Below are 13,280 nucleotides of genomic sequence, written 5' to 3'. Positions count from 1 at the left end.
GGTGAGTTCGACCATCTCCGCGACGGTGACGACCGGACGATCCTGCACGGCGGACAGGATGATCCGATGGCGCTCTTTTTCGTGCATCCGTTCCTCCCTGACGCATTGTTGCCACCGGTCCCGGCCCGTGTCAATCATGATCGGTCATTATCGCTTCATTGCAGTGCACAATCCGTCACTTCTGCGCGATTCTGATTGACTCTGGAGCGGTAGAGCGGTAAACGGCCCTCACGCCAGACATTCGCGACCCGCGGGGAGGAAGACGATGCCGAAGGATGCCGCGTCCGGTCGACTCGAGAGCCAATGGGACGACGCCCGCGCCAGGGGCATGAGCGGACCGGAGCTCCTGCTCTACCGCTCGAATCTGCTCGGATCGGACAAGCGCGTCACGAACTACGGCGGCGGCAACACCTCGGCCAAGGTGATGGAAACCGACCCCCTGACCGGAGAAGAGGTCGAGGTGCTCTGGGTCAAGGGCTCCGGCGGCGATGTCGGCTCGATCAGGATGGACGGCTTCGCGACGCTCTACATGGACCGGCTCGAGGCGCTGAAGAAACTCTACCGAGGGGTCGCCTTCGAAGACGAGATGGTGGGCTACCTGCCCCATTGCACCTTCCGGCTGAATCCGCGCGCGGCCTCGATCGACACGCCGCTGCATGCCTATGTGCCACGCAGGCATGTCGATCACATGCATGCCGACGCGATCATCGCCATTGCGGCCTCGGTGAATTCCCGCGACCTGACCCGACGGATCTTCGGCGAGGAGATCGGATGGCTCCCCTGGAAGCGCCCCGGCTACGAGCTCGGCCTCTGGCTCGAGGAATTCTGCCGGGAGAACCCCGAGGCGAAGGGGGTCGTGCTGGAAAGCCACGGGCTCTTCACCTGGGCCGATGACGCCAGGGAATGCTACGAGACCACGCTCGAGGTGATCAATCGCGCCATCGACTGGTTCGAGGTCGAGACCGCGGGCAAGGCCGCCTTCGGCGGCGAGAAGCACGGCTCCCTGCCCGCGGCCGAGCGCCGCAGGATCGCCGCGGCGCTCATGCCGGCGATCCGCGGCATGGTGTCGAAGGACGTCCGCATGGTCGGGCATTTCGACGACCAGGCGGCGGTGCTGGAATTCGTCAATGCCCGCGACATGGAGCCGCTCGCGGCGCTGGGAACCAGCTGCCCGGATCATTTCCTGCGGACGAAGATCCGGCCGCTGGTCGTGGATTTCGACCCGTCGAACCCCGACCTGGACGCGACCCTCGCCGGGTTGCCCGCCTCGATCGAGGCCTATCGCCAAGACTATGCGGCCTATTACGCGCGGTGCCGGCGCGACGACAGCCCGCCCCTGCGCGATCCCAATGCCGTGGTCTATCTCGTGCCCGGGGTCGGCATGATCACCTTCGCGAAGGACAAGGCGACGGCGCGCATCTCGGGCGAGTTCTACGTCAACGCGATCAACGTCATGCGCGGCGCCAGCGCCGTTTCCCAATACCGGGGCCTGCCGGAGCAGGAGGCCTTCGACATCGAATACTGGCAGCTGGAGGAGGCCAAGCTCCAGCGCATGCCCAGGCCCAAGAGCCTCGCCGGGCGGATCGCCATCGTCACGGGCGGCGCCGGCGGCATCGGCTCGGCGACGGCCGAGCGGTTCCTGGCCGAGGGGGCCTGTGTGGTTCTGGCCGATATCGACGCCGCCGCGCTGGCGGAAGCCGCATCCGTGCTGTCGTCGCGCCATTCCCAGGACGTGGTGCGCACGGTCGAGATGGACGTCACCTCGGAAGAGGCCGTGGCGAAGGCCTATGCCGAGATGGCCGTCGAATTCGGCGGCCTCGACATCCTTGTCAGCAATGCCGGCATCGCCTCCTCCGCGCCGGTCGAGGACACCTCGCTCGCGCTCTGGAACCGCAACATGGCGATCCTCTCGACCGGCTATTTCCTGGTCTCCCGCGAAGCCTTCCGGATGCTGAAGGCCCAGGGCATCGGCGGCGCGATCGTCTTCATCGCCTCCAAGAACGGGCTGGCCGCCTCGCCGAACGCCAGCGCCTATTGCACCGCCAAGGCCTCCGAGATCCACCTCGCCCGCTGCCTCGCGCTCGAAGGCGCGCCCGAAGGCATCCGCGTCAACGTGGTCAATCCCGACGCGGTGCTGCGCGGCTCGAAGATCTGGTCGGGGGACTGGCTGAAGGAGCGTGCCGCGACCTACGGCAAGGACAAGGACGGGCTCGAGGAGCACTACCGCCAGCGATCGCTGCTCAAGCGCTCGGTCCTGCCCGAGGACATCGCCGAAGCGACCTATTTCTTCGCCTCCGACGCCTCCGCCAAATCGACCGGCAACATCGTCAACGTCGATGCCGGCAACGTGCAGGCCTTCACGCGCTGATCGGCCCGGCTCCGGCCGGGACGGAACCGGCGATCCACCGCGCCCGCGCGCGCCATCCGAGGGACGGAACATGATCGACCCGAACATCATCGCGGGCTCGAATGCCGAGGCCGAGGCGCGGCTGCGCGAGGATTACGATGCGCTCGGCGCGCATCTGTCGCGGCGCGGCATCGACATCGCGGCGATCGGGCGGAAGGTGGCCGGATACGGGGTGGCTATCCCGTCCTGGGGCACCGGCACCGGCGGCACCCGCTTCGCCCGCTTTCCCGGCCCCGGCGAGCCGCGCGACATCTTCGACAAGCTCGACGATTGCGGCGTGATCCACCAGCTGGCCCGGGCCACGCCGACGGTGTCGCTGCACATTCCCTGGGACAGCGCCGATGCCGCCGATCTTCTGGCCAAGGCCGAAGCGGTGGGGCTCGCCTTCGACGCGATGAACTCCAACACCTTCCAGGACAGCGACGGACAGGTGCATTCCTACAAGTTCGGCTCGCTGTCCCATACCGATGCGGCGGTCCGGCGCCAGGCGATCGAGCACAACCTCGCCTGCATCGAGCTGGGGCGGAAGATCGGCTCCAGGGCGCTGACCGTCTGGATCGGCGACGGCTCGAACTTCCCCGGCCAGGCGCATCTCACCCGGCAGTTCGAGCGGTATCTGGATTCGGCCAGGGAGATCTACGCCGCCCTTCCCGAGGACTGGCGCCTCTTCACCGAGCACAAGATGTACGAGCCCGCCTTCTATGCGACGGTCGTGCAGGACTGGGGCAGCAATTACATGGTCGCGCGCGAGCTCGGCGAGCGGGCCTTCTGCCTCGTCGATCTCGGGCATCACGCCCCGAACGTGAACATCGAGGCGATCGTCGCTCGGCTGATCCAGTTCGGCAAGCTCGGCGGCTTCCATTTCAACGATTCGAAATACGGCGACGACGACCTCGATACCGGCTCGATCGACCCCTACCGGCTGTTCCTGGTCTTCAACGAGTTGGTCGATGCCGAGGGCACGCCCGGCTTCGACCCCGCGCATATGCTCGACCAGTCGCACAACGTCACCGATCCGATCGAGAGCCTGATGACGAGCGCGATGGAGGTGCAGCGCGCCTATGCCCAGGCGCTGCTGGTCGATCGCGCTGCGCTCGAGGGATATCAGCAGGAGAACGACGCGCTGATGGCCACCACCACGCTGAAACGGGCGTTCCGCACCGATGTCGAGCCGATCCTGGCGATGACGCGGCTGGAGAAGGGCGCGGCGATCGACCCGGTCGGGGCCTACCGGGCCTCGGGCTACCGCGCGCGCGTCGCGGCCGAGCGGCCGGCGAGTCGGGGGGGCGGCGGCGGCATCGTCTGAGCCAGTTCCTGTCGCTGGAGGTCGACCGTGGTTCGATGCGGTCGCGGTGCGCCGGTCGGGGACAGTGTCCCGCAGCGGGACAGGGTTTATACTATTGTTTCCGCGGTGTTTTTTGGTATGTCACGTCGGGACGCGCCTTGGGCCGGCGCCGCCTCCTCGGCCTCCGAGAGAAGGCCGCGCGCCGGGCGAGCGCGCATGTCAAATCCTGCGATCAGACCCGCCTCATCGCCGGAAAAGCAGGAAGCAGCAGTTCTCCGCGTCGAAGAATTCGATCCGGTAGCCCTCCGCAAATGCCTCGCGAAGCTCCTTGCGGACCCGGAGCCGCTCGGAGGTGGCTTGCGGCAGGTCCTTCGCCAGCAGCGCGTCCAGATCGGGCGGGATGCGCACCGCCTTGCCGCTACCCGCGGGCGCCTCCGGCCGGGCCTTCGGATTCGCCGCGAGGCGCACGACCCGGGGCGCGTCGAGGTGCCAGTCGGCAACGATCCGGTCGGAGGCGATGCCGGCATTGATGCCGCCCATCTCGCCGTAATAATCCTCGTGATAGGTGCCGACGCTGGCGCCCAGCCGGGTGATGTTGATCGTCGCGTTGATCCGCCGCAGCGGATCGAAGGTCCAGCGCACCAGGGAGATGCCGCGCTGCAGGCACCAGTCCCGCTGATACCATTTCAGCGCCATGCCCAGCCCCAGCCCGCGCGTGTCGGGATGCACGGCCAGCCGGTGCGAATGCTGCACATGGGCCTGGCTGGTCGGGAAGCCGAAGACGAAGCCGCGCAGCGCCCCGTCCACATAGGCGCCCGCCACCAGCCCGCCCTCGCGCTGGATGGCGATCAGCAGATCGGCGTTGTCGGCCGTATCGCCCTCGGTCCAGACCGTCGTCTGGAGCACCTCGGCTTCCTTGAACTCGGCGACGGTCCGCAGGTCGCGGAGCACGACATCGGCGGATGCATTGCTCATGCCCGGATCTCCTCGCGCAAATCGCTGACCGTCGCCAGATAGGCGCGGTCCAGGGTCACGCCGATCCCGGCGCCATTGCCCGGCACCGGCATCCGGCCCTGGCTGGCCTCGAGCGGCTCGTTGATGATGTCGCGGGCGAAATAGCGGCTGGCGCTGGAGGTGTCGCCCGGCTTGGTGAAATTGGCCATGGTGGCCATGTGGATGTTGTGCGCCCGGCCGATGCCGCTCTCCAGCATGCCGCCGCACCAGACCGGCGCCCCGAAGGCCGCGCAGGTGTCGTGGATGGCGCGCGCCGAGGCGAGGCCGCCCACCCGGCCGACCTTGATGTTGATCACCCGCGCGGCCCCCATCGCCAGCGCCTTGCGCGCATCGACGGCGTTGCGGATGCTTTCGTCGAGGCAGATCGCGGTCTTCAGCGCCGCCTGCAGGGTGGCATGGTCGTGGATGTCGTCATAGGCGAGCGGCTGTTCGATATAATCCAGCCCGAAGGCGTCGAGCCCCTGCAGGAGCTGCATGTCCTGCAGGCCGTAGTCGGTATTGGCATCGACGGTCAGCTTGATCTCGGGGAAGCGGTCGCGCACCGCCGCAACGATCTTCAGGTCGTGGCCCTTGCGGATCTTCAGCTTGGTGCGCTTGTAGCCGCCGGCGACCGCCTCGGCGACCCGCTCCAGCGTGGTTTCGGCCGGGGCGATGCCGAGGCTGACACCGACATCGACATGGTCGCCGACCCCGCCGAGCGCGCATTGCAGCGGCAGGCCCAGGCTCTTCGCCCAGAGGTCCCAGAACGCCATCTCGACCATGGCCCTGGTCATGCGGTTGCCGCGCCAGGGGCCGAGGATGGGCTCCAGCTCGTAGGGCGACCGGAAGCGCTTGCCGACGACCTGCGGCAGGAGCGCGGTGCAGAGGAAATCGAGCCCCCCGGCGACGGTCTCCTCCAGGTAGTCGGGCTGGGGATCCATGACCCCCTCGGCAATGCCCTCCAGTCCCTCGCCCTTCAGGATCAAGAGCGGAAAGAGCTTGTCGGTCATGGTGCCCGTCGAGATCACGAAGGGCACCAGCAGCGGCAGCCGCACCAGCCGGACCTCGGCGCTCTCGATGCGGATGCCCTGCGACAGCGGCGCGGGCCCGGCCTCCGAACTCATCTCCGTCATTCCCCTCGTCCGATCATGGCAGGCTGCATCCCATGCGGCGGGAAACCCCGAACCCGGGGTATCGGAAGGGGCGGCCCACCGCCCGATCCCGGCGCATCGTCAGCCTTGGCTTCGTGGCGCGATATCTTGGCTGAACCATTTGTTCAACAGGTTCGACGGCGCGGCGGCGGGCGTCAGCCCCGGCCACGCGCCGCCGCGACCCGATCCGCCGGATATCGGCAGCGGTCATCTAGGCGAGCAGGCCCGGGCAGCCGGAAAGGCGAAGCGCCCCCGACAGCGCGCCGCCCTCGGGCGGCATCAGGCGCGCGCGCACCCCCTCGTCGAGATAGGGGGTGATCGGTTCCGCGACACCGCCCACCAGCGCCAGCTTCAGCCCGCTCGATCCGATCAGCTTCGCGACCAGGGCCGAGATGTCCTTGGCGGCCTGCCGCACGATGGTCAGGGCGAGCGCGTCGCCCCGTTCCGCATGCGCGAAGACCAGCGGCACCACCGAGCCGAAGTCGCGCGGCTTGGCCGCCGTGGCCCAGCCGACGATGGCCTCGGGACTGTCGTCGAACCGGGCCATGATCTCCCGGGCGAGATCGGTATAGGGCGCCAGCCCCTCGAAAGCCCAGAGCGCCCGCCGGCAGGCGCGGTGACCGATCCATGCCCCGCTTCCCCGATCCCCGATCTCGAAGCCCCAGCCGCTGATCGTGCGCTCCGCGCCGCCCTCCAGCGCGCAGCCGCAGCAGCCGGTGCCGACGATCAGGATCGCGCCGTCGCGTCCCGAATGCGCGCCGAGGCAGGCGGTATGGGCGTCGCTTTCCGCCACCATCGTCGCGAAGGGATGGGCATAGGCGGCGACCTTGGCGCGCTCGCTCTTCAGGGCGAGACCGGCGAGCCCCAGCCCCGCATGCAACTCGTCCAGCCCCGCGCCCGGCAGCCCCGCCGCCGCGAGCGCGTCTCTTGCCGCCGACGAGATCTCGGCGAAGACCGCGTCGAGCCCCAGCCGCGTGTTCGCCGAGCCCGCGATGCCCTCGCCGAGCGTGACGCCGTTCCCGTCGGCGATGCGGGCGCGGCACTTGGTCCCGCCGCCGTCGATCCCGAGATAGAGTTCCATCGCGCCCCCGCATCCGCAGCCGTTTCCCCGAACGCCATCAAGCGGAACATTCAACGGTGAGGCAAGCCCGTTTGTCCTTGAACAGAGCCCTGCCGTCCCGCATCACTGATCGCCAGACGCGCGTCCACGCATGCCGCGGATTCGCGTCACGGCAACGAGTCCGTGAAGGGACCGCTAGGGGGACAGTTCCATGCGTCTGGCATTCATCGATTGGCTTATCATCGCGGCCTTCTTCGCCGTCTCTCTGGCGATCGGCCTGGCCGTCTACCGTCGCGCCAGTTCGAGCATGTCGGAATTCTTCCTCTCCGGCCGGCACATGCCCTGGTGGCTGCTCGGCGTCTCGATGGTGGCGACCACCTTCGCCGCGGATACGCCGGCGCTCGTCGCCGACATCGTGCGCAACAACGGCGTGGCGGGGAACTGGGTCTGGTGGGCCTTCCTCTTGACCGGCATGCTGACGGTCTTCGTCTATGCCAAGCTCTGGCGGCGTGCGCGGCTGACCACCGACCTCGAATTCTACGAGCTGCGCTACAGCGGCAAGCCGGCCGCCTTCCTGCGCGGCTTCCGGGCGCTCTATCTCGGGGTCTTCTTCAATGTCATGATCATGGCGACGGTGTCGCTCGCCGCGATCAAGATCGGCGGCGTGCTGCTCGACCTCTCGCCGGCCCAGACGCTGATCATCGCCGGGGTGGTCACGGTGCTCTACAGCTCGCTCGGCGGCTTCACCGGGGTGCTGCTGACCGATTTCTTCCAGTTCGGCATGGCCATGCTCGGCTCGGTCTGGGCGGCGGTCTATATCGTCGGCATGCCCGAGGTCGGCGGCATGGAGGTTCTCATGAACCACGAGGTCGTCTCGACCAAGCTCGCGATGCTGCCCGACTTCGGCAACTGGGACCTGCTCGTGCCGCTCTTCATCCTGCCGCTCGCGGTGCAGTGGTGGAGCGTCTGGTATCCCGGATCCGAGCCCGGGGGCGGCGGCTACATCGCCCAGCGCATGCTCGCGGCCAAGTCCGAGCGCGAGGCGATGGCGGCGACGCTCTTCTTCAACGTCGCGCATTACGCGGTGCGGCCCTGGCCCTGGATCATCATCGCGCTCGCCTCGATCATCGTGTTTCCCGACATCGCCTCGCTGCAGGAGGCCTTTCCCGCGATCGACGCCGGCATCGTGCGCGACGACCTCGCCTATTTCGCCATGCTGAGCTACCTGCCGGCCGGCCTGCTCGGGCTCGTGGTGGCCTCGCTGATCGCGGCCTTCATGTCGACGATCTCCACCCATCTGAACTGGGGATCGTCCTACGTGGTCAACGACTTCTACCTCCGCTTCGTCAAGCCCGACGCCTCGGAGGCGGATCTGGTGCGCATGGGGCGCATCTCGACGGTGACGCTGATGGTGCTCTCGGGCTTCCTCGCGCTCGCGCTCTCGAACGCGCTGCAGGCCTTCAACATCCTGCTCTCGATCGGCGCCGGCACCGGGCTCATCTTCATCCTGCGGTGGTTCTGGTGGCGCATCAACGCCTTCACCGAGATCGCCGGCATGGTGATTTCCTTCCTGGTGGCGATCTACCTGCAGCTCGTCCACCCGGCCCTCGGCTACGAGCCGCTCTCGACCGCCAGCAGCCTCTTGCTCGGCATCACCATCACCACGATCGGCTGGGTGGCGATCACCTACCTGACGCCGCCGACCGACGAGGCGACGCTCCGCCACTTCTACCGGGTCGTCCGCCCGGCCGGGAAGGGCTGGGACCCGGTCGTCGCGCGGGCGCGGGCCGAGGGCGATCCGATCGAGCACGCCGATGCGGGAGAACTCCCGCTCGAGATCCTCTGCATGCTCGTGGGCACCTTCACGGTCTATTTCACGCTCTTCGCCGTCGGCTACTGGGTCTACGGGCGTGTCGTGGGGGCGATGGTGCTCACCGTCCTGGCGGTCGCGGCGGCGTACTACCTGTTCCGGCTCTGGGGCCGCCTCAAGACCAGCGTCGCCGACGAGGCGCATGAGGTGATGCCGGATACCGCCTGACCTCGAGAATCCCTGCCGCGCGGGAAAGGCCGTGCGGCAGGGAAGGCTTTCCGCTCAGTCGCGGAACTCCGCCCATTCGGGCTCGTTGGCGAAGACGAAGTCGTAATACGCGCGGCCCTGAAGCTCCGCCGCGGCGGCTTCGTCGACAATGACCTTGCAGTTGGGGTGCAGCTGGATCGCGGAGGCGCTCACCATCGAGGTGATCGGCCCCTCGACCGCCCGGGCGATGATATTGGCCTTGGCCGGGCCCGTCGCGAGCAGGATCAGCTCGCGCGCATCGAGGATGGTCCCCACCCCCATGGTCAGCGCCCGCTTCGGCACCCGCTCCGGATCGCCGCCGAACATGCCCGCGTTCTGCAGCCGCGTCGTCGGGGTGAGCGCCTTGTCGCGGGTGCGCGACATCAGCGAGGACAGTGGCTCGTTGAAGCCGATATGGCCCGCCTCGCCGATGCCGAGCAGCTGCACGTCGATGCCGCCGACGGCCCTGATCCGGTCCTCATAGGCGCGGGCCGCGGCCTTGAGATCCGAGGCCGCGCCGTCCGGCACGAAGGTATTGGCGACGTCGATGTCGACCTTCGAGAACAGGTGCTCCTGCATGTAGGTGCGGTAGGAATTCGGATCGTCGGTCGGAATGCCGATGTATTCGTCGAGATTGAAGCTGCTGCATTTCGCGAAGGAGACCCCGGTCGCGGCCAGCCGCTCGTAGACCTTCTCCATGGTCCGTCCTGTCGCCAGCCCCAGGACCGAATCCGGCTTGGCGCGGATCCGCATCTCCAGGAGACGGGCGACCAGCTCGACCGCCTGATCGGCGTCGCGACGGGTGATGACTTCCATTTTCGTGGGTCTCCTTCAGAGGGAAAACAGCGCGGCCAGATCCTGGGTCGCGGCCATCGCCCGGCCCTCCTCCAGCACGCTGCGGAACCCGCCGTCGCGCCAGAGGCGCAGGCGGTAGAGCGTGGCGAAGGCGAGATCGGGCGCCGGCCTGCCCTGCCCGAGCACCAGCTCGCCGCCGCGCCGGACATTGTCCATCATCCAGCCCGGCAGGCGCAGGTGATAGGGGTTCCGCCGCACCTCGCCCGCGTGGCAGGAGAGCGCCGCGAGCAGGTCGGCGAGATCCTCCGTGCTCGATTCGATCATCAGGTTCGGGTCGTCCATGGCGCCCCAGAACTCGGTCTCGACGACAAGGCAGGCGAAATCCCGCGGCTGGCGGCCGAGCGCGTCGACCAGCAGCAGGTGGGTGCCGAGATGCGTCCGGTTCCAGTCGTCGTCATGCGGAAAGAACACGACCTTGGGCTTCCGCTCCGCGATGATCCCAGCAATGACATCGACCGCCGCCTGCCAATGGGCGGGATTCTCGCTGCGGGTCTCGGGCTTGATCTCGGTGAGGCCGCCCTCTCCGGTCGCGAGGAGGCCGAATCCGAGCCAGGCGCAGCCCTCGCTCAGTTCCTGCCAGCGCTCGGCGCGCCGGTCCTCGCGGCTGCCCTGGGTGACGGCCACGTTGACCACATCGAAGCCGAGCTCGCGCTTGAGCCGCAGCGGCAGCGCGCCGATGACGCATTCGTCGTCCGGATGCGGCGCGAAGATCAGCGCCGTCGGGCTGCCGGCCGCCGGCGCCGCGGCCTCGGGCGGCGCGAAACCGCCCAGCGGCAGCTCCTTCGCCGCCGCGAGCGTATCGGCCAAAGCCGTTACGAACCCCCTGTACGGATTGGCCTTTGTCATTTCCCTCCCCCGATAGCCTGACTGCTTCCGCCGCAGTATGGTCAGGCCGGCCCGACTTCTTCAAGCGCTTGGTGGGGATCGGGGACTGATCCCGACGGCACTGTCCGGAGAGCTTGGCCCGATCGCCTGCGGTGATCGAAGCGCCCCGCTCGCCCCTGGCGCGCTGGCCGACCCGCGCGCGGCCGGGCAGGCCGCCGCGGCTCGGTTCTCCCGAGCCCCTGCGCCGCTCCCGGAATCCGTTTGGAAGACAGATCAGTGGCTGACCGCGCCGGATGGACGGCTTCAACCGATCCACGGCGCGATCTCGGGCCGCGCCATGACCTCCGCCATCCGCGCCTCGCCGTCGCCCAGGCGCATGAGCATCGGCGCCCGCGTCGGGCCGGGGTCGATGCCGATGGCGCGGAACGCCGCCTTCATTCCCGGCAGGACGCCGGTGTCGAGCAGCGCCTCGACGAACCGGGCCGAGATGTCCTGCAGGCGCATGGCTTCGCCGAGATCGCCTGCGCGGATCGCACGATCGAGCGCCACGTAGAGCCGGCCGAGCAGGTTGTAGGTCGTGCCGATCCCGCCGTCGGCCCCCAGCACGGCGCCGCCTAGATAGATCTCGTCGAAGCCGAAGTAGAGCGTGGCGTCGGGGCAGCGCCGGCGCAGCATCGAGAGCTTGAACATGTCGGTCGAGGTGAACTTCAGCCCGGCGACCTTCGGCAGGTCCATGATCGCGACCAGCGTGTCGAGCCCGATCGGGCGGCCGGTGCGGATCGGAACCTCGTAGACGATCAGCGGCAGCTCGGTCGCGGCCTGAAGCTCGCGGTAATAGGCGAGGATCTCGGCATCGCTGAACGGGTAGGAATGCGGCGGCAGCGCCGAGAGCGCGTGATAGCCGAGCCCGGCCGCGTTGCGCGCCAGGCGAATCGAATCGCGCAGCGACGGCGCGCCCACATGGGCGATCAGCGTCATGCCCGTTGCCCCGGCATCGGCCGCGACGACCGCCTGCTGGGCGAGCAGTTCCTCCACGTCGAGAAGCCCCGACTCACCGCTGCTGCCGCCCACGTAGAGCCCGGCAAGTCCCTGTTTCTGCACGTATTCGTCCAGCGTGCGCTGGCGTTCGGGGCTGAAGCTGCCGTCGTCGGCGAGCCCGGTCATCAGTGCGGCATACATTCCCGAAAGCGGTCTGGTCATGGCGTGTTCCCAAGGAGCGACGTTCGTTGGTGAGTATATAATGCATTTTTGGTTTGACAAGATTTCTGTTTGGTATTACCAGATCAGCATTCCACGGCGAGAGGGAGGGCGCAGAGGACATGACGGAGGACACCGCTTCGACCGCCCAGCGCGCCAGGAGCGCACCCGATGCGATCGCCGAGGCCCTGATCGGCGAGATCCGATCGGGCGGGCTCGCCGCAGGAACGCCCCTGCCCCCGGAGCGGGAGCTCTGCGAGCGCTTCGATGCCTCGCGCCCCACCGTGCGCGAGGCGCTGGCGCTGATGCAGATGCGCGGCTTCCTGGATGCGGGCGGTGGGCGCAGGCCGCGGACCACGCGCCCGTCGCTGCAGACCATCCTGCTCGCCGCGGCCGATCACATCCGCGACCTGATGGGCGATGCGGAGGGCGGCGCGCATCTCGAGCAGATGCGCCAGTTCATCGAGACCGGCGCGGCGCGCGAGGCGGCGATGCGCCGCGACCGGGTCCAGCTGGCCCGCCTCCAGGACGCGCTCGACCGGAACGAAGCCGCCATCGGCACGGCCCGCTTCGCCGAGACGGACATCGCCTTCCACCGTGCGCTGGTGTCGATCGTCGGCAATCCGGTGATCCTGACGCTGCACGACATGTTCGTCTCGGCGATGCTGGCGCAGCGCCCGCCCGTCGACGACCCCGCCCGCTACGACGCCATCGCCCATGACGAGCACCGCGCCATCTATGACGCCGTGCTCGGCGGCGACGTGATCGCCGCGACCGACGTCATGGACCGCCATCTGGCGCGATCCTACCGGGCGCGGCTGAAAGCCCCGAAATCCGGCCTGGCGCCGGCGGAAGACCGATCTCAAGGAGGAATTAGGCAATGACGACGAAGGCAATCATCCTGGCCGGCGCCGCGGCGCTCGCGCTGGGCACCACGGCCTCGGCCCGCGAGCTGACGCTGGGCATGCAGGACAACGAGGCGACCCCGGTCTACAAGGGCGCCGAGGAATTCGCCCGGAAGCTCGAGGAGATCTCGGGGGGCGAGCTGACCGTCAACCTGTTCCCCTCGGCCACGCTCGGCGACTTCAAGGCGATGGTGCAGCAGGCCCAGGCGGGCGAGCTCGACATGGTCATCACGGGCTATCCCGACATGTCCTACACCATCCCCGAGCTCAAGCTGATCGGCGCGCCCTATGTCGTTGGCGACTATGCCCAGCTCAAGGAGATCGTCGCCGGTCCCTGGGGGCAGGCAATGGCCGCGAAGTTCGAGGAACAGGGCATCCACGTGCTCGACGTCTGGTACTACGGCACCCGCCAGACCACCGCGAACAAGCCGATCGACGCGATCGAGGACATGGCGGGCCTGCGCCTGCGCACGCCGAACGTGCCCTTCCTGATCGCCTATGCCGAGGCCGTCGGCGCGACGCCGGCCCCCGTCGCCTTCCCCGAGG

11 protein-coding genes and 1 pseudogene are annotated in these 13,280 nt (G+C 68.3%); 5 read left to right on the top strand and 7 right to left on the bottom strand.

Annotated features, from left to right (window positions below; translation table 11 throughout):
- A pseudogene (locus V7050_RS11245) lies at nucleotides 1–87 on the bottom strand (DeoR/GlpR transcriptional regulator); the annotation flags it as partial.
- A 178-nt stretch (nucleotides 88–265) separates the two neighbouring features.
- On the opposite strand from V7050_RS11245, the gene V7050_RS11240 reads away from it, so the two are divergent.
- The gene (locus V7050_RS11240) at nucleotides 266–2,368 is read left to right on the top strand and encodes a bifunctional rhamnulose-1-phosphate aldolase/short-chain dehydrogenase (RefSeq protein WP_324366249.1); all 2,103 of its coding nucleotides are present in this window, start codon (nucleotides 266–268) and stop codon (nucleotides 2,366–2,368) included.
- Between the two features lie 70 nt (nucleotides 2,369–2,438).
- A complete protein-coding gene (gene rhaI / locus V7050_RS11235) occupies nucleotides 2,439–3,713 on the top strand; it encodes an L-rhamnose catabolism isomerase (RefSeq protein ID WP_324366247.1) in 1,275 nt (424 codons plus the stop codon).
- Between the two features lie 222 nt (nucleotides 3,714–3,935).
- Here rhaI and V7050_RS11230 read toward each other — a convergent pair whose 3' ends face one another.
- The 3 genes from V7050_RS11230 to V7050_RS11220 all read right to left on the bottom strand — a co-directional run bounded on the left by V7050_RS11230 (nucleotide 3,936) and on the right by V7050_RS11220 (nucleotide 6,917).
- The gene (locus tag V7050_RS11230; RefSeq protein ID WP_324366245.1) at nucleotides 3,936–4,667 is read right to left on the bottom strand and encodes a GNAT family N-acetyltransferase; all 732 of its coding nucleotides are present in this window, start codon (nucleotides 4,665–4,667) and stop codon (nucleotides 3,936–3,938) included.
- Entirely contained in the window at nucleotides 4,664–5,818 is a 1,155-nt protein-coding gene (gene menC / locus V7050_RS11225; RefSeq protein ID WP_324366243.1) for an o-succinylbenzoate synthase, read from the bottom strand. Before menC ends, V7050_RS11230 begins: the two co-directional genes overlap by 4 nt.
- Nucleotides 5,819–6,047: 229 nt before the next feature.
- On the bottom strand, nucleotides 6,048–6,917 hold the full coding sequence (locus V7050_RS11220) for a BadF/BadG/BcrA/BcrD ATPase family protein (protein ID WP_324366241.1): 870 nt from the start codon (nucleotides 6,915–6,917) through the stop codon (nucleotides 6,048–6,050).
- Between the two features lie 190 nt (nucleotides 6,918–7,107).
- Here V7050_RS11220 and V7050_RS11215 point away from each other — a divergent pair, with 190 nt between their 5' ends.
- Entirely contained in the window at nucleotides 7,108–8,934 is a 1,827-nt protein-coding gene (locus V7050_RS11215) for a sodium:solute symporter family protein (RefSeq protein ID WP_324366239.1), read from the top strand.
- A 54-nt stretch (nucleotides 8,935–8,988) separates the two neighbouring features.
- On the opposite strand, the gene nagB is transcribed toward V7050_RS11215, so the two are convergent.
- The 3 genes from nagB to V7050_RS11200 all read right to left on the bottom strand — a co-directional run bounded on the left by nagB (nucleotide 8,989) and on the right by V7050_RS11200 (nucleotide 11,832).
- Nucleotides 8,989–9,768: a glucosamine-6-phosphate deaminase gene (gene nagB / locus V7050_RS11210; protein ID WP_324366237.1), complete on the bottom strand. Its 780-nt coding sequence runs from the start codon at nucleotides 9,766–9,768 to the stop codon at nucleotides 8,989–8,991.
- 15 nt (nucleotides 9,769–9,783) lie between these two features.
- Nucleotides 9,784–10,653 (bottom strand): PIG-L deacetylase family protein, encoded by an 870-nt coding sequence (locus V7050_RS11205; RefSeq protein ID WP_324366235.1) that lies wholly within the window; start codon nucleotides 10,651–10,653, stop codon nucleotides 9,784–9,786.
- A 282-nt stretch (nucleotides 10,654–10,935) separates the two neighbouring features.
- Nucleotides 10,936–11,832, bottom strand: coding sequence for a dihydrodipicolinate synthase family protein (locus V7050_RS11200; protein WP_324366233.1), 897 nt, complete (start codon nucleotides 11,830–11,832; stop codon nucleotides 10,936–10,938).
- Between the two features lie 119 nt (nucleotides 11,833–11,951).
- Between V7050_RS11200 and V7050_RS11195 the strand changes: the two genes are divergently transcribed.
- The gene (locus V7050_RS11195) at nucleotides 11,952–12,713 is read left to right on the top strand and encodes an FCD domain-containing protein (RefSeq protein WP_324366231.1); all 762 of its coding nucleotides are present in this window, start codon (nucleotides 11,952–11,954) and stop codon (nucleotides 12,711–12,713) included.
- The coding region (gene dctP, locus V7050_RS11190) for a TRAP transporter substrate-binding protein DctP (protein ID WP_324410544.1) at nucleotides 12,710–13,280 on the top strand (571 nt) is incomplete at its 3' end. The genes V7050_RS11195 and dctP, both read left to right, overlap by 4 nt.

The sequence above is a fragment of the Amaricoccus sp. genome (assembly GCF_036846665.1).
Taxonomy (GTDB): domain Bacteria; phylum Pseudomonadota; class Alphaproteobacteria; order Rhodobacterales; family Rhodobacteraceae; genus Amaricoccus.
The sequence above is the reverse complement of the archived record's forward strand: the minus strand, read 5'-3'. Positions and strand labels throughout refer to the sequence as shown.

Excerpts from the sequence above, each read along its gene's own strand:
- V7050_RS11205 (WP_324366235.1), bottom strand. The coding sequence starts at position 10,653 with ATGACAAAGGCCAATCCGTACAGGGGGTTCGTAACGGCTTTGGCCGAT.
- V7050_RS11230 (WP_324366245.1), bottom strand. The coding sequence starts at position 4,667 with ATGAGCAATGCATCCGCCGATGTCGTGCTCCGCGACCTGCGGACCGTC.
- rhaI (WP_324366247.1), top strand. The coding sequence starts at position 2,439 with ATGATCGACCCGAACATCATCGCGGGCTCGAATGCCGAGGCCGAGGCG.
- V7050_RS11215 (WP_324366239.1), top strand. The coding sequence starts at position 7,108 with ATGCGTCTGGCATTCATCGATTGGCTTATCATCGCGGCCTTCTTCGCC.
- V7050_RS11220 (WP_324366241.1), bottom strand. The coding sequence starts at position 6,917 with ATGGAACTCTATCTCGGGATCGACGGCGGCGGGACCAAGTGCCGCGCC.
- V7050_RS11200 (WP_324366233.1), bottom strand. The coding sequence starts at position 11,832 with ATGACCAGACCGCTTTCGGGAATGTATGCCGCACTGATGACCGGGCTC.
- menC (WP_324366243.1), bottom strand. The coding sequence starts at position 5,818 with ATGACGGAGATGAGTTCGGAGGCCGGGCCCGCGCCGCTGTCGCAGGGC.
- V7050_RS11195 (WP_324366231.1), top strand. The coding sequence starts at position 11,952 with ATGACGGAGGACACCGCTTCGACCGCCCAGCGCGCCAGGAGCGCACCC.
- V7050_RS11240 (WP_324366249.1), top strand. The coding sequence starts at position 266 with ATGCCGAAGGATGCCGCGTCCGGTCGACTCGAGAGCCAATGGGACGAC.
- nagB (WP_324366237.1), bottom strand. The coding sequence starts at position 9,768 with ATGGAAGTCATCACCCGTCGCGACGCCGATCAGGCGGTCGAGCTGGTC.